This window comes from Alteromonas sp. 5E99-2, from assembly GCF_017368475.1.
Classification (GTDB): Bacteria; Pseudomonadota; Gammaproteobacteria; order Enterobacterales; family Alteromonadaceae; genus Alteromonas_F.
On record NZ_JAFNJE010000005.1, the window covers coordinates 78,933 to 99,725 of the forward strand.

The 20,793-nt window shown below is 38.9% G+C and carries 17 protein-coding genes; 7 read left to right on the forward strand and 10 right to left on the reverse strand.

From position 1 onward, the window contains the following. Positions 1–93: 93 nt before the first annotated feature. Entirely contained in the window at positions 94–534 is a 441-nt protein-coding gene (locus J3L16_RS07170; RefSeq protein WP_207612214.1) for an Hsp20 family protein, read from the reverse strand. 271 nt (positions 535–805) lie between these two features. On the opposite strand from J3L16_RS07170, the gene J3L16_RS07175 reads away from it, so the two are divergent. From J3L16_RS07175 to J3L16_RS07195, 5 genes are all read left to right on the forward strand, one after another. After that, complete coding sequence (locus J3L16_RS07175; RefSeq protein WP_207612215.1) at positions 806–1,405, forward strand: TetR/AcrR family transcriptional regulator; 600 nt, start codon at positions 806–808, stop codon at positions 1,403–1,405. A 131-nt stretch (positions 1,406–1,536) separates the two neighbouring features. Continuing rightward, positions 1,537–2,715 carry an MFS transporter gene (locus J3L16_RS07180; protein WP_207612216.1) on the forward strand — a complete coding sequence of 393 codons (1,179 nt, stop codon included), beginning with the start codon at positions 1,537–1,539 and terminating at the stop codon, positions 2,713–2,715. Between the two features lie 92 nt (positions 2,716–2,807). Then, the gene (locus tag J3L16_RS07185) at positions 2,808–3,425 is read left to right on the forward strand and encodes a nitroreductase family protein (protein ID WP_207612217.1); all 618 of its coding nucleotides are present in this window, start codon (positions 2,808–2,810) and stop codon (positions 3,423–3,425) included. A 299-nt stretch (positions 3,426–3,724) separates the two neighbouring features. After that, the gene (locus J3L16_RS07190; protein ID WP_207612218.1) at positions 3,725–5,371 is read left to right on the forward strand and encodes a response regulator; all 1,647 of its coding nucleotides are present in this window, start codon (positions 3,725–3,727) and stop codon (positions 5,369–5,371) included. A gap of 60 nt (positions 5,372–5,431) precedes the next feature. Next, entirely contained in the window at positions 5,432–6,667 is a 1,236-nt protein-coding gene (locus J3L16_RS07195; protein ID WP_207612219.1) for a crosslink repair DNA glycosylase YcaQ family protein, read from the forward strand. A 201-nt stretch (positions 6,668–6,868) separates the two neighbouring features. Here J3L16_RS07195 and J3L16_RS07200 read toward each other — a convergent pair whose 3' ends face one another. Next, complete coding sequence (locus J3L16_RS07200; protein ID WP_207612220.1) at positions 6,869–10,756, reverse strand: ATP-binding protein; 3,888 nt, start codon at positions 10,754–10,756, stop codon at positions 6,869–6,871. Positions 10,757–11,192: 436 nt separating this feature from the next. Here J3L16_RS07200 and add point away from each other — a divergent pair, with 436 nt between their 5' ends. Continuing rightward, positions 11,193–12,203, forward strand: a complete 1,011-nt coding sequence (gene add, locus J3L16_RS07205; RefSeq protein ID WP_207612221.1) for an adenosine deaminase — start codon at positions 11,193–11,195, stop codon at positions 12,201–12,203. A gap of 121 nt (positions 12,204–12,324) precedes the next feature. Next, positions 12,325–13,092 carry a TSUP family transporter gene (locus tag J3L16_RS07210; RefSeq protein ID WP_207612222.1) on the forward strand — a complete coding sequence of 256 codons (768 nt, stop codon included), beginning with the start codon at positions 12,325–12,327 and terminating at the stop codon, positions 13,090–13,092. Between the two features lie 26 nt (positions 13,093–13,118). On the opposite strand, the gene J3L16_RS07215 is transcribed toward J3L16_RS07210, so the two are convergent. The 8 genes from J3L16_RS07215 to miaB all read right to left on the reverse strand — a co-directional run bounded on the left by J3L16_RS07215 (position 13,119) and on the right by miaB (position 20,771). Beyond that, positions 13,119–13,259, reverse strand: coding sequence for a hypothetical protein (locus J3L16_RS07215; protein ID WP_207612223.1), 141 nt, complete (start codon positions 13,257–13,259; stop codon positions 13,119–13,121). Between the two features lie 75 nt (positions 13,260–13,334). Next, positions 13,335–13,862, reverse strand: a complete 528-nt coding sequence (locus tag J3L16_RS07220; protein ID WP_207612224.1) for a RidA family protein — start codon at positions 13,860–13,862, stop codon at positions 13,335–13,337. Positions 13,863–13,889: 27 nt separating this feature from the next. Then, complete coding sequence (locus J3L16_RS07225) at positions 13,890–15,221, reverse strand: aminotransferase class V-fold PLP-dependent enzyme (RefSeq protein ID WP_207612225.1); 1,332 nt, start codon at positions 15,219–15,221, stop codon at positions 13,890–13,892. A 149-nt stretch (positions 15,222–15,370) separates the two neighbouring features. Then, complete coding sequence (lnt, locus tag J3L16_RS07230) at positions 15,371–16,873, reverse strand: apolipoprotein N-acyltransferase (protein WP_207612226.1); 1,503 nt, start codon at positions 16,871–16,873, stop codon at positions 15,371–15,373. A 4-nt stretch (positions 16,874–16,877) separates the two neighbouring features. Next, positions 16,878–17,735 carry a CBS domain-containing protein gene (locus J3L16_RS07235; protein ID WP_207612227.1) on the reverse strand — a complete coding sequence of 286 codons (858 nt, stop codon included), beginning with the start codon at positions 17,733–17,735 and terminating at the stop codon, positions 16,878–16,880. A 33-nt stretch (positions 17,736–17,768) separates the two neighbouring features. Further along, complete coding sequence (gene ybeY / locus J3L16_RS07240; RefSeq protein ID WP_207612228.1) at positions 17,769–18,254, reverse strand: rRNA maturation RNase YbeY; 486 nt, start codon at positions 18,252–18,254, stop codon at positions 17,769–17,771. 5 nt (positions 18,255–18,259) lie between these two features. Then, on the reverse strand, positions 18,260–19,300 hold the full coding sequence (locus J3L16_RS07245; RefSeq protein WP_207612229.1) for a PhoH family protein: 1,041 nt from the start codon (positions 19,298–19,300) through the stop codon (positions 18,260–18,262). A gap of 28 nt (positions 19,301–19,328) precedes the next feature. Beyond that, complete coding sequence (gene miaB, locus J3L16_RS07250) at positions 19,329–20,771, reverse strand: tRNA (N6-isopentenyl adenosine(37)-C2)-methylthiotransferase MiaB (protein WP_207612230.1); 1,443 nt, start codon at positions 20,769–20,771, stop codon at positions 19,329–19,331. Positions 20,772–20,793 lie beyond the last annotated feature (22 nt).

A 20,793-nucleotide genomic window follows, 5' to 3' on the forward strand; every position in this document is an offset into this window, starting at 1 on the left:
TGCAATGAGTTCGCAGTTTGGTCTGAATCTGAATAACAAACAAAAAAGCTGCACATGTGCAGCTTTTTTTGTGAATGAGTTTATTTGAAAGTATCAGGGATTTTCAATGAGCTTACTGCCAATTTCAATTTTTCTCGGCTTCATGGCTTCGGGAATAACACGCTCTAAATCGATATTGAGCAAGCCATTTTCCATGTCAGCGTTAAGCACTTTAACATGGTCGCCTAACTGAAATTTACGCTCGAAGTTTTTCTCAGAGATCCCTTTATGTAAAAAGGTTTTTTCTTTGCCTTCTGGACTTTTTCTTTTGCCAGTGACTTTTAGCGTATTTTCTTGTACTTCAATATCCACGTCATTTTGCCCAAAACCTGCAATGGCCATGGTAATACGGTATTTGTCTTCACCAAGAAGCTCTATGTTGTAGGGAGGGTAGCTGCTTTGTTTTTCATTACGAGCGGCAGCATCAATCATAGATGCAAGGTGGTCAGAACCAATAAATGAACGGTAAAGTGGAGATAAGTCGATAGTTCTCATAGTCATATCCTATTTAAATTAAGCAATATGTAAATTGTGTGCCCCGATAAACGGCGGCGGTTATGTCGACCTAATGCTCTAGCGTCGATATAATAGATGTAGGATTGAATATGTCTTTTTCAAGGGGGTTATTTAAAAAAATTAGATGAGCCTGTCAGCACAGCGTTTTATTTACGTATTACCGCCGATGTTTTTGAGATGAAAATAAAATAATTTTCTTTGTATTTAATTATGGTATGATTGTTCCATAATTTAACGTGGAAGTAAAAAATTGTCGCGCCCTCGTGAATTCAATGAAGATAGAGTACTTGATTCCATAATGGATACATTTTGGAAATCAGGTTATGAGCAAACGTCCGCTCAAGATTTGGTTGAAGCAACTAAACTTGGAAGAGGGAGTTTGTACGGCGCTTATGGCAGCAAAGAGAAACTGTTTAAACTTGCGTTAACTCGATATAAAAATCATTCCAGAGCTTGTGCAGAAAAACTTAATCAAAAACTGCCTGTTAAAAAGTGTTTATACGATTTACTGCATGAAATAGCACTTTCAGAAATAGAGGTTAGTCCTAAACGAGGTTGTTTAGTAACGAATACGGCAGTTGAGTTTTCAGGCCAAAATAGTGAAATAAATGAGCTGGTTAGAACAAACTTACGCATTTTAAAGCAAGGCATATACCATGCGCTTTTGCGAGGTCAAGAAAATGGTGAGATTGACTCAAAATTAAACATTATTCAAATATCGTTATATATTCTGTCTTCAATCCAAGGGCTTAGAGTTATGGCGAAAATAAGTACCTCTGAAGATACCGCTGATTTGTTATCTCTTATCGATAATATTTTGTCAGTAATTTTTAAAGACAAAAATCCGTAACAAATTTTTTAATACTAGGATGTGCTGATTCACTTAGCATGTTTTTTCAGCGCCCGTGATCTGTTCGCAATATATGTAGAAGGATTTAATGTTTGTTTTTATGGAATGATCGTTAAAAAATGGTTAATTGAATGAAGAAACCTATGCGCAAAGAAAAATATTTAAATGAAACTGATACCCCGTCAAAGCTCCCTTTAGGGAAGCTGTTAGCATTTACCATGGTTGGGTTTCTTACGATAATGACCGAAAACGTACCGGCAGGATTGCTGTTGCAAATTAGCCATTCATTGGATGTTTCTCAATCAATGGCCGGCCAAATGGTTACGCTTTATGCGCTTGGTTCAGTTGTTGCCGTCATACCTATCGTGTTGTTAACCCGGAGCTGGAACAGGCGACCGCTTTTTTTAATGGCAATAGGCGGTTTGTTTTTATTCAATATGCTAACAGTAGTCGTTTTGTCATATGAAATGATTCTGGCGGCTCGGTTTTTTGCAGGAATGGGAGCCGGTGTTGTATGGGGGGTTATGGCTGGCTATGCACGCCGTTTAGCGCCTGCTCATTTGCAAGGCCGTGCTCTTGCCATTGCGGGTTTAGGCCAACCTATAGCACTATCGATTGGAGTTCCTATGGGAGCTTGGTTAGGGGATGTTTTTGAGTGGCAAACCGTCTTTTGGGGTTTATCTGTGTTGGCTTTTATTATGCTGGTTTGGATTAGGTTAATCGTCCCCGACATTTCAGGCCAAGTTAAAAAAGATCACATTTCGCTAAATAAAGTCTTATTAATCCCAGGTGTTAGACCAATTCTGTTTGTCCTATTTACTTGGATTTTAGCTCATAACATTCTTTATACCTATATTTCTCCCTTTGTGGCGAGTACGAACTCTAGTGTTCGAATAGATGTATTACTTTTGCTATTTGGCGGGGCGTCTCTAATAGGTATTTTTATAACAGGAATGTTCGTAGACCGTTTTTTGCGCTGCCTTGGTCTGACTACTCTCTCATTGTTTGCGTTTTCCATTGGTTTACTGTTGGTATTCAATAATTCAAATTCGTTTTTGATTGGTGGAATTCTTTGTTGGGGGATGTCATTTGGCGGAGCGCCTGTTTTATTACAAGCAGCACTGACCAAGAGAGCAAAAGAACATACAGATGCTGCGCAATCTATTTTAGTGACCATCTTTAATATTGCAGTAGCTGGTGGAGGTATTGTGGGAGCCGTAATTATAGAAAACTTTGGTGACAAGGCACTACCTGTATCCCTGCTTCCATTGATTGTAATTGCTTTAGTTGTGAGTAAAAAAACGCTTTAAGTCTTGTACGCGCACCTCGGAATATACGTTAAAGCAACAAATTAAGAATTTTCATTGTCGGCAATCAGTAACCCAATGCGGAGATGTAACATATGTTAAATGACACTATTCAGATGATAAAAGAAAGAAGCACTACTCATTTTTATCAGCCAGATAAAGAGCTAAGTGTAAGTAAAATCAATGAACTTGTTGATGCAGCAACGAGCGCTCCAACTGCTTTTAACTTACAAAATTGGAAGTTTATTGCTGTACAGAGCTCACATGCGAAAATGAAATTAAGAAAATTTGCATGGAATCAAGATAAAGTGACTGATGCTAGTGTGATTTTCATAGTGTGTGGTGTCCTTCCTGACTACCAAGCAGTAGATGAGCGACTAACGCCTTCTGTTAAGGCAGGAATTTTGCCTGATGATATTATTAGTAGTTGGACTGATGCAGCAAAGAATCTTTACTTTGATTTTCCTCAAAGAAGCAGAGATGAAGCAGTGAGATCCGCAACGTTCGGCGCATCAACACTTATTCTTGCCGCGACGTCTATGGGCTTAGGTTCAACTCCCATGATTGGTTTTGATGCAGATAAAATTAAAACTGAACTTGAACTGGCTGAGGATGATATCCCCGTAATGCTATTGGCCGTTGGTTATGCAAAAGCAGAAAACTGGTCACAAAAGATAAGAAGGCCATTAAACGATATTTTAGAAATAATTTAATTACTTATTATAAGAAATGTAATTCATTCCATTTCTATTATTTTTCTGCGTTTTCTAGACGTAGTTGTTATAGTCGTTGTATTTAACTGTCCTTTAAACTCGTAATTAGACTCATACCAACAGTTTAATCGGCCTTTTAATCAACATTGGCTTTATTTTAAAGACTAGTCTTATAAATCAGTTTAATCGAAAAATTTTTTTATTAACTAAAAACTAAAAATTTGGACTATATTTAAGTGAATTTATAGATGAAATGGGGCTGGTACATACCCTGATGGGTTGTAGAAAAGGATTGAGTTTTGATCAAGATACCCGCGCAAAAAACAAACTCTGAATTGAACGTTTTAATCATTGACGGGCAGGCACTTGTTCATTCAGTGGTGAAAGCAGCGTTACTGGATGTGGGGATGAAAAATATCCACAGTGCTTATAATGCGTATTCTGCGCTGAATTTATGCGAAAAAACGTCGTTCGATATGATACTTATCGCATTTGACGTGAAATGCGATAAAGATGGTTTTAATATTCTTGAAGAAATGAAGCACAAAGGGTTTATTACTAAAACCACTATTGTGATTTTTCTTAGCGCAGATACGAGCCAAGGCTTGGTTAATTGCGTAATGGAAATGGAGCCAACCGACTTTTGGGTTAAGCCATTAGATCGGCAAAAAGTTGTTAAGCGTATAGGTCAAATTCTATTAATTGAAAAAAAGCTATATGCGTTGCGGTATTGTTTTGAACAAGAAGAATACGCTACCGCTATTTATTACGCTGAACGTCAATTAAAAGATGAATCGTTAGTATTATATTTTCCTCATATTAATCGGATGATCGGTCGTTGCTTGTTTAATTTGAAAGAGTATCAAGGCGCCCAAGAATTCTATGAGAAGTTAGCTCAAGTGGATGACTACGCCTGGATCCAAGTAGGACTTGCATCAACACTGCTTAAATTGAATAAAATAGATGAAGCCACGTTGTTAACAGACAGTTTATTAAAGCGAGAAGATACTAAGTTTGCGATTTATGATTTACTTGCAGAGCACCATTTAGAACAAGAAAATTTCAAACTGGCGTATGAAATTATTCAAGAAGCAACAAAATTGGCGCCAAGAAGTATTGAAAGAAACAAAAAATCTTGGAATTTGGCTCGATTAAACCATGATAGGTTAGGGCAATATATAGCGACTAAAAATATCGCCAAATACGCTAAAAACTCAATTCACGATTCCCCCAAGTTGACTCTAGACATGATACGTTCAGGGATTGACTTGGCTGCAACACTTCCAGAAAGTGAAGCCAACAAGCTTACAGCCGATATAGAAAGTAAAATAGAGCGATTAAAGCAAAGCTTTGGAGCAGCTAGCGAGCTAGGTGAACAACTCGACATTGTTAATGTAAGGTTGTTGAATTTGTGTGTAGACAAAAAACAAGCTGAAAAAGCAATGCAAATTCATTTAAAAGCGCAAATGTTAACTAACTTTGAAGACAACCTAGACAAAGTCAAAGCATTTCATGAAGTAGGAATGTGGGAACAGTCGATGCAGTTACTCGATAACATGAAAGAATATGTCGATAATGATTCTTTCACAGGGAAAGTACTGACAGAATATTTGGAACAAGAATCTAAAGAACGTCAAGATATTCGCTATAACCCGAAAGAGCTGGGTGAAATGGCATCAGTCCACTACAAAAACAGACGGTACAAACCTGCATACAACCTGTTACGCCAAGCGTCGCAACTGTCTCCATCTAACGCCAATATTTCTATTAGTTTATTAAAAGTACTGGCAATAATAGCTGAAGAGTCAGGGTTGACTGACGAAGAGCGTGAAGAATTTGAAAGCTGTATTGATATATTATCTAGTAGTCAGTTAACAGAAAATCAGCAAACTGCGTTAAATGGTTACCAAGAACGGATAGAAGAGAGTTTAAAAGTAACTGAGTAATCAGTATAAGCTTAGTATTTGTAATTAGTTGCTGTTTCGCAAAAACGAGCTTATTGAACCATGATAAACATCAAACACCCAAAAGATTTACTGCGGTTACGTCGTTTTGTTTTGGAAGCGCAAGGGCTACTGCAAGCAAATGCATTTGGACGCGGTATAGCCGGTGCTTGTAACGCTATTGAACATTTGGGTTATATTCAAATCGATACTATTTCAGTGGTCGAACGGGCGCATAATCATGTGCTGTTCTCTAGAGTACCTAGTTTCAAACCTCATATGATAAATCAGCTACTGGTGGCAGGTGAGGTGTTTGAATACTGGTCCCACGCAGCTGCGTTTCTTCCTATTGATGACTTTCGGTTTTCTTTGCCTTTTAAAGACGCAATTAAAAATGGAGCTCACCCTTGGTTTAAGAACAAAGATAAAAAACTCATGAGTGAACTACTGGAAAAGATTCGTTTAGAAGGCCCTTTGCGTTCAAGAGACTTAGAAAAAAACACAAAGAAGGGGCGAGAACAAGAAATTAACAAAGCAAAACATACAGGGTGGTGGGATTGGAAACCTGCGAAAAAGGCCCTTGATCAACTCTACATGGAAGGCGAGTTAATGGTGAGTAGTCGAGAGGGGTTTCAAAAAACCTATGACATTACTGAACGTGTTTTACCTTCACATACCGACACCTCCATGCCTAGTACAGAAGAATTTGCAGAACACATAATCAACCAGCAGTTGCGTTGTCATGGTCTTGTTTCATTAAAAGGCTTTACCTATTTACGTAGAAGTGCCGAACTTCGAGAAGAGGTAAAAGCCTTAGTCATTGAAAAAGTAAATTCAGGGCTATTAGAGGAAGTGAAAGTCGCAGATTCTGACGTGTTTTTCATGGAGGTGGGAACCCTAGATCGCAAGCTTCCTCGCTTGAATAAAAAAATGCACATTCTTTCTCCCTTTGACAACAGTGTTATTCAGCGAGAACGACTGAAAACTTTATTCCAATTTGATTACCAAATTGAATGTTACTTACCAGAAGCAAAACGCAAGTATGGTTACTTCTCATTGCCATTACTTTATCGCGCTGAGTTTGTTGGAAGAATGGATTGCAAGGCCCACCGTAAAAACGGTCATTTGGAAATTAAGTCTTTGTATTTTGAAATCGAACATTTTGAACACGACGAGCTTATTTCGGCTTTTGTAATGGCTATTAATGAATTTTGCCAGTTTCAACAATGTTGTACTGTGTCTGTGGTTGATGTTCATCCGAAGGGGCTTTTGGAGGATATTAGAGTTAGGCTTCAATAATTTGTGATTTCTATACAAATTTCAGGTTGAGAGCCGTCTTTATGATTACTGTAATACACTCCAGAAGAAAAAACGGTATCCAAGTTAACGGTTTGATCAAAGCCATTTAACATTGCTTGTGGATTGCCGCTGTGGGTTGAGATTTTTGCTCCAGATACTTCAATTGAAATGATACTGTTTCAACTGCTTATGAGTTTGCTATTATTCACTTGAAATAGTTAGTAGCTTAGATGTACTCGAAAGCATCCTCAAATAGGAAAATTCAGCTATATAAAAAGGATCCTCAAAATCATCGTACAAAAAGTATTTATGTCTTAATTTACGTCTAAATGCCATTGATTTTACATTATCGATTTCAACAAGGTCATAGGCATTTTTATTTAAATGAGCCTCGACATAATTCATATCTGTATGCATTGCGTAAAGCGGGTCTTTCAATCTTGTTATTTCTCCATCTTTTTTTCTTAACTTAGTTCTAACGTTGTCTAAAAGATTGTTTCCTAAATATTCATTTTTATTCAACAACTCCAACAATTCGTAAAGGTTAAACAAGATGAGCGTTTTTGGTGGAAAGCTATCAGGGTCTTCACTTCTAAATGCCCTTCTGAATTCATCAAGAGCTTCAACTGACCATTCAATAACTGATATTGCTGACTTTACAAGACAATGAAATTCTTTTCGATTCTTAATTTTATCCGAGATATTTCTGTTAATACTATGCATTGCATAACGTGCATTTAACCACAGGTATAAAGCATGAACTCTGGGCAGGTTACCTATAGGTGCGGGAATGTTGCTTAATTCACATTTCAAACTAGAACGTGTCGGTTTTAGGTTATCAAAATACCACTGAGAAAATGAATAGCGACAATAATGCTCCCAAATACCAAACATAAGTAGATAATTACTTATATTCGAGCGACACCAAACAACGACTGATTGACCTTTTGCATTATCATTATTTGTATTTAGAGTGTTAAGAATATCCTTTATTTTCAATGTGTTTTTATGAAAACCATCATCTTTTAGATGCTCTTTACTGGCACTGACTACATTTTGTCTAAACAGAATGTTTGCGGATTTATCGGATTTCTCTACACAAATTTGTGCTGATTCAATAACATCTTCTAGCCAAGTAGACTTTTGTTTAAAGCTTTGACAAATCAGTCTTAAGTTTCGTTCTAAATCAGAATATTTAGACGTATTTAATGCCTTCATTTTTTTCCAAGGTAAGATTTCTAAAATAGCAATCCAATTTAGCAATATTGAACAATATTGATGGGCTGCATCTGCATATCGACCTTGTTTTTTGTTGGCGTCAGCTGCCATAAAAATGTATTCAAAACTACAAAGCAATCGAGAACAGAGAGCTTTATTGTTGTCATCTGTCCAATTTTCAAAACTAGAATGAAATTGGTTTCCATTGATTTTCCCCTCCCATAACGTCACAGAACATACTAAATTACTCCACAACTTAAAAAGCTCAATGTCTCTATCTTGTTTAATAGTATTTTGTAATCTAGACTTAATTTCATCCGCAATTGAGGAAAATTGTGCGTGTCCCCAAAGGTACAGGCTATTCGCTTCATTGTGAGTGATATTATTACTCAGTGTTTTGTTTAACATTGGTGTTAAAAGTTGACTGAAATAATCTTGACTACTTTCAGAGTACTCTGATACAAGTGTTCTATAGTGCCCGCTGTAAAATGCTGCTGATAAATATTTTTCAAAAAAAGCATTACCCAATTGAGGTGTTTCCTGCCCAATCGTTTTGAGAACTGCATATTTTTCATATGGCTCTAAGACCTCTAAACGACCTGCTTTTATTTCAACAAAATCATTTGCTAATTTAGATAGAATAGCTTCATAGGCGCAGTTGTAGTTGTCTTCATAATTTGGGGAAAATTCTGATATTTGAGCAATAACGACATTTTTAGTTTGATAAATGTCACTTCCATCAGATAACGGCTGTTCAAATAGCAATAATGAAAACTTCTCTGCTTCTTTATAAATGGCTATCGCTTTACGTGTGTTTTCTCTGGCTTCTTCTAATGTTCCTTTTTTTAATAAGGTTCTAATAAGTAAATATTGTGCTTCTAATGAGATTCCCCCAGCATGTCGCCAATCAGATTCGTCTTCTAAACGTAAAACCTTTTTTAAAAGAAATACGGTATTACTATAACTTGAAGAGGCTTCATCATAATTATGTTCCGCTGTGGCAATATCGCCTAGGATGTATTGAGTTTTAGCCTGAGCTAAAAAGCTGTTGATACTTCCATCAGGCCGGTGCCTCATCGCTTCTTGCTTGTAATATTCACGAACGGGCTCCGATGAGTCTAACGCAAACTCGAAACTCGATGATTTAGCACCAAGCAGTTTTGCTAAGTAACTAAATTCCATATCAGTTGATAAGAAAAAACGGTAAGGGAAAAGGTTGTTGGACGTTCTGCGTATCATCGATGAAAATGTTGAATGCAAATAATCATCAGCGAGGTAAGACAGCGTAGTTTCGGCATGAATATCTACACCAGCAACGGTTCTGTCGATCATTGGTCTCGAAAAGCCTCTGCTATGGAATCTAAACAAATCCAAAATGGTAATAAAACTGGAAACAGCGGCTTTGTCATCGGTTTTGGATGTTACTCGCCCTTGGTGAACCTCAAACAACGAATATAATCTAGCGCTCACAAACATTCTGTGAATATCTGATGGTGTAAAGAGCAACACTCTTTGTTTTTTATCACAATCTAGTTCATTAGGAATGAATAAATCTTCAGATTGAATTGATTCTACTCTCTCTTTTATGTGCTCTGAGTAAGTTTCAGTGTGATCTTTAAGCATCAATTCAAGTCGCTTGAAATTTCCCCAAGAGTGTAAGGTTAGATATTTAATAAACATTTCATGATAAAATACGTGGTTAAGAAAATTATTTTCATCTATTTTTTTAGCTGAACCGGAGTTCTCTTTAAAAGCCTCGTATATTTTTTTACTAACCGGAATATCCTTATCTCCCGTTACATATTGGTTAACATATTGCTTAACCATAGAAGAGTAATCCTTTGAATTACCATCACTCCAATCAGTTAATAGTGTCGGTATATAGAAAATATCATCGAAAACACTTTCATAAAGTACACTGGTATAGCCGGATTCGGAATAAAAAGCATCAACGATTTCTCTACCTGCTACAACAATCATTACACAGGACGAATTGGTCAAAAAAGCCTTTAATTCACCTAATAGTTCATCTACTTTCTGTTTTTTTGATTTGTTATTAGAAGTGCTAGAGCTCGGAGTTCGCGGATTTATTTTATCGACTTCATCAAAAACAATAATGAATTTTTTTTTATGTAGTCGGCTTTCCCTTACTTTTTTTAAATAATCTTGCAGTCTAAGTTGTATTCGACGTGTAGAAATTGGTTCTTGAGTTTTTCTACTCATTGCGTTGAAAAACCCTGAGCTAACACTAGGTTTAGCTACCCTAGTAGAGTGCTCCCAAACTTGCGTGTACCGAATGTCGCAGAGCAGTTCGTGAATTTCTGTGAAATAGGGAACAAAACAAAATCGTAAGATACGGTATGAAATAAATGACATAGATAAAAATAACGGTGTTATTACCGTCGTTTTCAAATCTATTTGAGGTAAACTAATTATCTTACCGTTTGTTATGAATAGATATGAAATTATAAATGCGGTTAGTAGTATTAAAAAAAAATATTGAACAAACTTTATTTTTTTTAAGGATATTGAATAAATTGATTCAGCAATATCATGTAAAATATCTCTTGATGATAAATTTGAATCAACACCTAAATCTATTTTGATTTTATTGAGCCCCTTTACTTTTGATTCACCAGGGTTTTTGAGTAGGTCATCTAAAACCGTGTCAATTAAGCGGGTTTTTCCAACACCTCGATAACCACCAACTAGATAACAAGCTCCTCGACTATCTTTGCTATTCAGTGTTTGAGTAATTGTTGCTTTAAGTTTCTCTCTAAAACGCACTCTACCTAAAAATTCATTACTTTTAGTGGAATTTGATAATGGTGTTATTACATAGGGGATTTTATTAAAAGATGTTTTATCCATAACAGTGATTCCTTGAAAATTAAGATAACATGAGGTTTTTATAAAATCACATATCTGTGTGTTTTTTAACCTTATTAAGATTAGGTTATCGTTTTTTTATGTGGAATGAAATACGAAATTGCGATGTTAGGCATAATGGAATAGCCGTAAATCTCTTTATAAGTTTTGGGAATGGCTATTAAACTATGCAAAGTTTCATTGGTAGGACTTTTAATCCTTGTGTTGTCATTAACGATAAACTTATATGGAAGAGTCTAATTATAGACTGCTCATGCTTCAAAACAGCACATCAGGTTTCGGTTTAGCGCTTTATCTGTGCAACAAAAACGCGAGATATTTTTAAAAATGATTTTTCTTATTAATATCATGCAGATAATAATAGGCATAAGAGTTGCTATTAACCTTCAATCGAAGCCCCAATACACCAAATTTAACTATGCAAGATTTCATTGAAAACATTCCCAAAGCAGAATTACACGTTCATTTAGAAGGAACCCTAGAGCCGGAGCTTAGCTTCAGGTTGGCGCAAAAAAACGCCATTAAAATGCCTTACACTACCCCTGAAGAGCTGATTTCAGCCTATGATTTTACCGATTTGCCTTCTTTTTTAGCAATTTATTACGCGGGTATGGATGTATTGCGCACTGAGCAAGATTTTTACGATTTGACCTGGTCATATTTGAATAAGGCTCGCAGTCAAAATATTCTTTATGCCGAGCTGTTTTTTGACCCACAAGCTCATACTAGTCGTGGCGTCGAGTTTAAAACTGTCATTACCGGCATTCATCATGCTCAACGTGATGCTGAAGAAAAACTGGGTATTAAAAGTCAGCTTATATTATGTTTTTTGCGGGATATGAGTGCTGAGTCGGCGATGGAACACTTAATGTATGCCGAACCCTATTTAGATTGGATTGTTGGGGTTGGCTTAGATTCAGATGAAAAAGATAATCCGCCATTGAAATTTGCAGACGTGTTTGCAAAAGCCAAAACGTTCGGTTTAAAGCTCACCATGCATTGTGATGTGAACCAAAATAATACCCATGACCATATCGCCCAATGTCTTGATGATATACAAGTAGATAGAATCGACCATGGCGTTAACTCATTAGAAAAAGCAGCGCTATGGCAAACCATTAAGACAAAAAAGCTGGGGCTTACTGTTTGCCCAGTATCGAATCGCTTTGTTGTACAATCGTTAACCTCAAAAGAAATTCGCCAGATGCTAGACAATCAAATGTTAGTGACTATTAATTCTGATGATCCTGCGTACTTTCGTGCCTATCTCAACGAAAATTTTATAGAATTACAATCAGAAGGTGATTTTAGCGAAAGCGACATCATTACTTTAGTGACTAACGCATTTAAAGTCGCATGGTTACCGGAACAAGAAAAAGGCTTTTATCTTGATAAAGTACAGCACTATGTAGAAAGTTATTCGGCTTGATAAAGCAGGTTGTAGAAAATAGGTTAGCAGTATCAATGTGGGTAGTAACAGAAGTCGGTGTTTGCGATGAATAGGCTGTTTTTATATGCAGTGACAATCTGTCTAAAAAGGATTTCATAAATTGGACTTAGTTATTTACGATATCTCAATTTGGATCTACGTTGCGCTATTTTTTGTGGCTTTTATTGCTGGGACCATCGACGCGATTGCTGGTGGCGGTGGACTTATTACTGTTCCCGTATTATTAGCTGCCGGCTTGTCACCTGCTGAAGCATTATCCACCAATAAACTACAGAGCTGTGCTGGCACTGTATCGGCATCTTATCACTTTGTGAAGTCGGGTAAGGTTAAACTGAATACGCTGTGGTTTCCGATTTTGATGACCGCCGTAGGGGCGATTTCCGGTACCTTACTAGTGTCTTATTTAGACAGCACTTTACTATTGAAAGTCGTGCCTATCATTTTGATTGCAGTGGCTATTTATTTTTTCTTTATGCCAAAACTTCAGCCTTACATCGCCAGTAAAGTATCATTGACACCCACTGCCTTTGCTTGCACTGCGGGTTTGGGAATTGGCTTTTACGACGGCTTAATAGGCCCTGGGACTGGTGCTTTCTTTTCTACTGCTTATATGTGCTTTATGGGCTTTTCTGTTGTTTCTGCGACTGCACATACTAAGGTATTAAATGCCACGAGTAACCTTGCTTCACTCGCGGTCTTTACATTTAGCGGTCATATAGTGTGGTTGCTTGGCATTGTAATGGGCGTTGGGCAGTGGTTTGGCGCTAAAGTGGGTTCACATCTGATTATTAACAAAGGGGCGTCTCTCATTCGGCCAATGGTTATCATTATGTGTTTGGCTATTTCAATAAAGCTGTTAATGGATTAAATAGATCAAAATGTAACGTTTACGTTTTACCATTGTTCCCAGTTGAGATAAGAGATTAAATGTGGCGATGGTGGCGTGAGCGCATCAGCATTAAATACAACACACGCTGAATTGCCACCATCTTTACAGTCGATAAACGCGTCTAAAGTTGCTACTTTTACTTTCATCTTGTTGTCCAATGTTTACGTGAAAGTACTAAGCTAACAATCTAGAGTATGCTCTAGGTCAAGGCGTTTTTAAATTTACTCGGTAAGCTCAATAATAGCACTGACTTCTACAGACATATTTCCCGGTAAACTGCTCATGCCTACCGCGACTCTCGCTGCTTTACCATTGTCGCCAAAAGCAGTAACAAATAAGTCGGAAAATCCGTTCATTACTTTTGAATGTTCAGTATATGTATCGGTTGCGTTAACCATACCGGTTATTGTCAGAACTTGCTTTACCTTTGATAAGTCGCCAACGGCATTTTGTATTGTAGACAATGCACATAAACCTACACGCTGAGCGGCTTCGTAACCTTGTTCAACGCTAATATCCTTACCTAATTTACCCAGTATGTTTTTATTTTCACAGGCACCGTGCCCAGATAAATAAAGTATGTTGCCCGAACGTCTCCATGTAACGTAATTGGCAATAGGATTAACTGGCTTAGGTAATTGCAATCCTGCGGCTTTAATTCGTTGTTCAGGTGTCGTGTCTTCAGCCACACTCAATGTTGAGATGGTTAAACCTAGTATGAAACTTGTGGTTAGTATTATATTTTTCATGACTTACTCTTTCTTATAGGGAATTATTTATACTATTTTTGTGTGTTTTAATGCGTGAGTTAATTGAGCTATTTCCGACGCAGAAATAAATACCTGAGGGGTTACCCGTATACAATAACCGCTATCAAGGCCTTTTCGTATTACTGTGAAAACACCAAATTCAGTTTCTAGGTGTTTTTGAAGAGCGCTAACTTCATTTAAACTGGTTTTACCTTTTAAGCGAAATGCGCCCATGCCAGTGCATGAAGCAGGATCTGAACCTCCAAGCACTTCAATGTGACGCATTTTTCTAGCCTCTTCAGCCCACAAACTATGCAAATAATGCAGTCGTGCGGCTTTGTTTTTAGGGCCAATAGCCTGATGAAAGGCCATGACTGTCGGAACGGTTAATACCGCTGCAAAGTTAACGGTAGCAGTATGCAGTCGTTTATTGATATCGGTATCGCTAGGGTCTAGTTCTCCGGGGTAGGGAGATATCTTTTTTAGGCTGCCTTCTTTCATATATAAGGCGCCAATGCCCACTGGGCTTCCAATCCATTTGTGTAAGTTAAATGCGGCCCAGTCTACGTTTAACTCTTCAATATTAAAATTGACTAAGCCCCAAGATTGGGCGCAGTCACAGATAACATCGATGCCTCGCTTTTTCGCTTCTTCTGATATTTTCGCTACTGGAAGTAGCAGCCCATGCTGGTTACTAACATGGGTCAAAAGCATTAACTTTAGGTTAGGGTTGTTATCAAATGCTTGTATATACAAATCGAGTATTTGCGTTTGATTTGCTTGGGGGGGAAGAACGACTTTTACGGGCTCTACGTTCTGGGATTTAGCTAGCCAAATCATGGCATCTTTAAAGCTAGGGTAGTCAATATCCGTATACAGTACAGTTTGGCCCTTACTAAAATCGTTGTATTGCCTTAGTAGGTTATGAACGGCTTCAGTTGCATTGCGTGTTAACGCCACTTCTGTGTTTTTTGCACCTAATGCAGCGGCCACGCTATGGGCACTGTTTTGGCTGTCTTTTGCATAGTTTTTACGGGCGTAGTAGGAAAGCTCAGTATTGACTTTTTCCGTATACTCTAGGTATTTGTCTTTCACTGGTCGCGACATTTTTCCCCAAAAACCATGTTCTAAATTCACAATACCATCGGCTTTGTCATAAAAGTGGGCAATGTTTTCCCAAAAATCCTCGTTTTGGGCCAAATCTAATGGGTTAATGTCTTTGGGAATATTAATGCTATTGGCTAAGCTAGATTGCTCTTTTGCACTAAGTAGACCAGGCGATGCAATTGAGTATAAAGCGCTAGCTGCAAAGGCTTTTAAGGTTTTTCTTCGGTTGAAATTTATTGGGTTAGAACTCATTGTAAGGCCTTTAAAGTATAATTTGTAGAACCACTGATAAAGTGATTTCTTATTATTATGCTTTGTCTAAGCAAGACCTGAACCATGAGTGGAAATGAGGCGTTAGCACAACGGCTTTCTCACGTTGAAATAATGTTGTGAAACGTATTTCAACTTTTCCGTTGTTGTAAATAAACAAAAATACCCATCAGCGTCACCAATATCCACATGGGGGTATCACCTAGTAACCTGTAGGGCGTATTGCCACGAGTGGCTTGAACCTTGTCGGTAAGGGTTGCCGCTTCAAATTGCGGTAATTGGCTTTGAATCTTTCCCTTATGGTTGATAACGGCAGTAACCCCGTTGTTTGTGCTGCGAATGACAGGTAGACCAAATTCTTTTGCGCGCATTTGAGCAATTTGCAAATGTTGAGCTGGGCCGTGAGAGTGCCCGAACCATGCGTCATTACTCACTGTGAGTATCATATCAGTGTTGTGTTTTAAATTGGCTCTAAGTTGTCGAGGAAAGGCAATTTCAAAACAAATGGCCGGTGCGATATTCACTCCTTTCGCGACTAAGTTCGGTTGTACATTGTTACCTCTATTAAACGAAGACATGGGTAAATCGAATAGCGGAGCCAGCGGCCTAATTAAACTTTCTAAAGGAACAAATTCACCAATGGGTAACAAGTGGTGTTTGGCGTAGCGATTGTTGTGAAAATACCGATAGTGGCCATGAATGTCACTGGCCTGATACTGGCCCAAAACGAGTAGATTGTTATAGGCTTCTTCGGTTTCAAAATTGTAGTTCACAATTCCCGTTATTAATGCCGCTTTATTTTGTATTGCTTCGATATCAAGCTGGTTCAAAAAAGGCTGAGAACGGCTTTCTAGTGTTGGAATAGCAGCTTCTGGCCACACAATAATATCGCTTTCCCATACTAATTCAGTTAAGGCTTGGTATTTTTGTAACGTGGGCAGGTCTTGTTCTGGTACCCAGCGTATGGATTGTTCTATGTTGCCTTGCACTAGTGATACGGTATGGGACGTATCGGGTTCGGTCCAGCTAATGCTATTTAATACCCAGCCACTGACAATACAGGTTGTCACAATAGTGAGTTGGTAATGCCAGTTGCGTTTAATATTCCACAGCGCGAATATAGCGCACAATAATACGAATAGAGCGGTGACACCGGTTTCACCTATAACGGGTATCCAACCGTTTAACGGGCTGTTTAATTGAGTGTAGCCAAGGCTTAACCAAGGAAAGCCTGAAAGTAACCAGCTTCGAATGAACTCCATCACAAACCAAATTGCCGCAAGACTTATTGGCCAAAATGCCGGAGTGGAGTATTTGCTTGTAAGCCAAAGCGCTATTCCCGGAAATAAGGCTAAATAGGCGCTCAGCACTGCCATTAAGGTAATAGACGCAATGAGGGGTAAGCCCCCAAATTGGGCAATGCTTACATGTACCCAACTAATACCAGCACCAAACCATCCGAGTCCAAACAACCAACCAATCAATAAGGCTTTGTCTGGACGGTTTCGCCATTGCCGCAATGCGGTAATAACCGCAATAGGCGCAACAATCCAAAGATTGAAAGGCGCATAAGCAAAAACTAAAAGGCCACCACTTAAGGCAGCCAATAGGTAGGGAAGGTAACGGGCTAACACTGGTTTATTCCAAGGCCGGTACAGACACTTTTAATTGTATAAGTTTACGTTTGTCCGAGTTGGTTATTTTAAAGTGAATGTCATTGATGGTCACTTCGTCATTGGTATTTGGCATGTGACCTATGGCTTTTAACACTATACCGCCTATGGTATCGGCGTCTTCTTCGTTAAATTTCACTTCGAAAAAGGCGTTAAAATCTTCTACTGGTGTGAGTGCTTTCACCGAATACGTAGATTTATTCAGCGGACGAATGTCATCTGTGCCTTCGTCTTCTACGTCGTGCTCGTCTTCTATTTCGCCTACAATCAACTCTAAAATATCTTCGATTGTCACTACACCAGACACGCCGCCATATTCATCGACCACTATGGACATGTGATAACGCTGTTGACGAAATTCTTTTAGCAGAGCGTCAACTCGTTTACTTTCGGGAACCATGGTTGCAGGTCGAAGTATGTCTTTTAACTGAAACTCTTTTTCAGGATGAAAAGCATACGCCAGTAAATCTTTTGCTAGCAAGATACCTTCAATGTGATCTTTGTCTTCAGTTATCACAGGAAAACGAGAATGAGCGGACTCCAGCACCACAGGCAAAAACTCATCAACACTTTGTTCAATGTCAACGGTAATCATTTGTGCACGAGGGATCATGATATCTCGAACACGAGCTTGGTTTACACCAATAACGCCTTCAATCATTTCTCGTGTTTGTGGGTCGATAACTTCGCGCTGTTCGGCGTCAGAAATTAAATCGACAAGCTCTTCTTTATTTTTCGGCTCACCGGTTAGGGCTTGTTTGATTCTCTCAAACCAAGTCTTACTGGTAGAGCCGCTGGTAGAGTGGGGGTTGTCTTCGCTCATGGTATCCAAAGTTGAATAAGCAACGTGTATAAATTAAAGCTCTTGGTACGGGTCGTCAATGTTTAAGTTTGCAAGTAATGCAATCTCGATTGATTCCATGTGTTCGGCTTCGTCATCTTCGATATGGTCGTAGCCCAGTAAATGTAGGCATCCGTGCACAATCATATGGGCATAATGGCTGTTTAAATGTTTATTTTGTTGTTGTGCTTCTTTTTCAATTATTGCTTGGCAAACAACAAGATCGCCTAATAAAGGAACATCAATACCCGGCGGTGCTTCAAAGGGAAACGACAATACATTTGTCGGTTTGTCTTTGTTGCGATAAGTACTGTTGAGCATTTGCGATTCATTGGCATCAACAAAACGCACTGTGATTTCTTTTTCCGTTATTTCTTCGTGGGCGAACACCTGAGCCAACCAATGCTCAATATCGTCCTCTGTAGGGAGGTGTATATCGTCTAGTTCGTCACTGACTTGTCTGTCGAGTAGAACGTCGGTTTTTTCAGGGGTGCCTGGCATATACATTAATCTTCTTTGTCGGCTCTGGCTTGAGCTTCAATGCGTTTTTTTTCCGCTCGTATTTTTTCTTGCTCAGCTTCGTGTTCTTCATAGGCTTGAACAATACGGGCAACCACAGGATGGCGTACAACATCATGAGCATTAAAGAAATTAAACGAAATATCGTTCACATCGTCTAACACCTCAATTGCGTGGCGCAACCCAGAGCGCACACCGCGAGGTAAGTCGACTTGGGTAACATCGCCTGTGATAACGGCTTGGGAGTTAAAACCAATACGGGTTAGGAACATTTTCATTTGTTCTACCGTTGTATTTTGGCTTTCATCTAAAATAATAAAGGCATCGTTTAATGTACGGCCTCGCATGTAGGCAAGAGGAGCAACTTCTATAACGTTGCGCTCCATGAGCTTTTCTACTTTTTCAAACCCCAGCATTTCAAACAAGGCATCGTATAGCGGGCGCAGGTATGGGTCGACTTTTTGTGATAAATCACCGGGTAAAAAACCTAGCTTTTCACCCGCTTCTACCGCCGGGCGAGTCAGCAATATTCGACGCACTTCTTGGCGCTCAAGTGCGTCTACAGCACAGGCTACGGCTAAATAGGTTTTTCCCGTTCCAGCAGGACCTACACCAAAGCTAATATCGTGATTAATGATATTGGCAACATATTGCGATTGGTGAGGGTTGCGAGGCTTAATGACACCTCGTTTTGTGCGTATATGCACTTCTTTACCGTAATGACCCGCTTCAGCCCGTTCAAGACACTTTGCTTCTTGAATGGCTAAGTGTACTTGTTCTGGCTCTAAATCCGGTATACGGCCCTTTACGGGTTGGGTTTCTATGTACAAGAGTTTTAGCAGCTCACCCACACCATTAACTTGCAATGGGTCTCCTGAGACGGTAAATCGATTGTTGTGATAGCCTATTTCAACATCTAAACGACGTTCAATTTGTTTGATGTTATCGTCGAATGGACCACATAAGCTAGAAAGACGTCGATTGTCTTCTGGCTCTAAAATAACTTCACTTGTTTCTATTGTAGACAAAAAATTACCTGCTATGAGCGTGCCGTAGTTAAACTACTGATTGATTCGTAAATTGTTGAACACCAAGTTTATCGGGTTGCGAACTTGCGTGTTTACTTAAAATACTTTGCGGTGACAATGCGACTCTTAGCCCCATGTCTTTTTCTCTTCTTACAACGTTTCCGCGCAGTGAATTGGTAAATACATCGGTGACTAAAATGTCCACGAATTCACCTATCATGTCCGGTGTACCTTCGAAATTAACGACGCGGTTGTTTTCAGTACGACCAGACAATTCCATTGGATTTTTCTTCGACGGACCTTCTACCAAAATACGTTGTTCGGTGTTCACCATGTTTTGTGCAATACGCAGCCCTTGTAGGGTAATGCGCTGCTGCAAAATGTGTAGGCGTTGCTTTTTCGTTTCTTCGCTAACATCGTCTACTGCATCTGCTGCTGGTGTACCTGGACGTGCTGAATAGATGAAGCTAAAGCTCAAATCGTAATCGATTGCACGAATGAGGTTCATAGTTGCTTCAAAATCTTCGTCAGTTTCACCAGGGTAACCAATGATAAAATCTGAAGACATGCTGATATTAGGTCGTGCTTTACGCAATTTTCGAATTTTAGATTTATATTCAATGGCGGTATGACCACGTTTCATCATGTTTAAAATACGATCCGAGCCACTTTGAACTGGCAAATGTAAATGATCGACCAGTTCAGGTACGTTCTTATAGGCTTCAATGATGTCGTCAGTAAATTCAACGGGATGAGAGGTGGTGTAACGAATACGGTCGATACCATCAATACTGGCAACTAATTCAAGTAGTTCGGCAAATCGACAAATACTGCCATCGTGATGTTCACCGCGATATGCATTCACGTTCTGACCTAATAGATTTACTTCTCTTACGCCTTGGTCTGCTAATTGGGCAATTTCAAAAATTACATCGTCTAACGGACGGCTAACTTCTTCACCACGGGTGTAAGGTACAACGCAGAAAGTACAATACTTAGAGCACCCTTCCATAATAGAAACAAATGCCGTCGGTCCTTCAGCACGAGGCTCAGGCAGGCGGTCAAACTTTTCTATTTCTGGAAAACTAACATCAATAACAGATGATTCACCGTTATTTACCTTGGTGATCATTTCAGGTAAACGGTGTAGCGTTTGAGGACCAAATACAAGATCTACAAATGGCGCGCGCTGACGTATGTTAGCACCTTCTTGAGAGGCAACGCAGCCGCCTACACCGATAATGAGTTCCGGCTTGTCTTGTTTTAGGTTCTTCCATCGACCGAGTTGATGAAATACTTTTTCCTGAGCTTTTTCTCGTATCGAGCAGGTATTTAGCAATATAACATCTGCGTCACTTGCATCTTTAGTTAACGAATAACCTTGGGTTGCGTCGAGCAGATCAGCCATTTTCTCTGAGTCATACTCGTTCATCTGGCAGCCCCAGGTTTTTATGTACAGCTTTTTACTCATAATCTCTTTGCTCAGATACTCG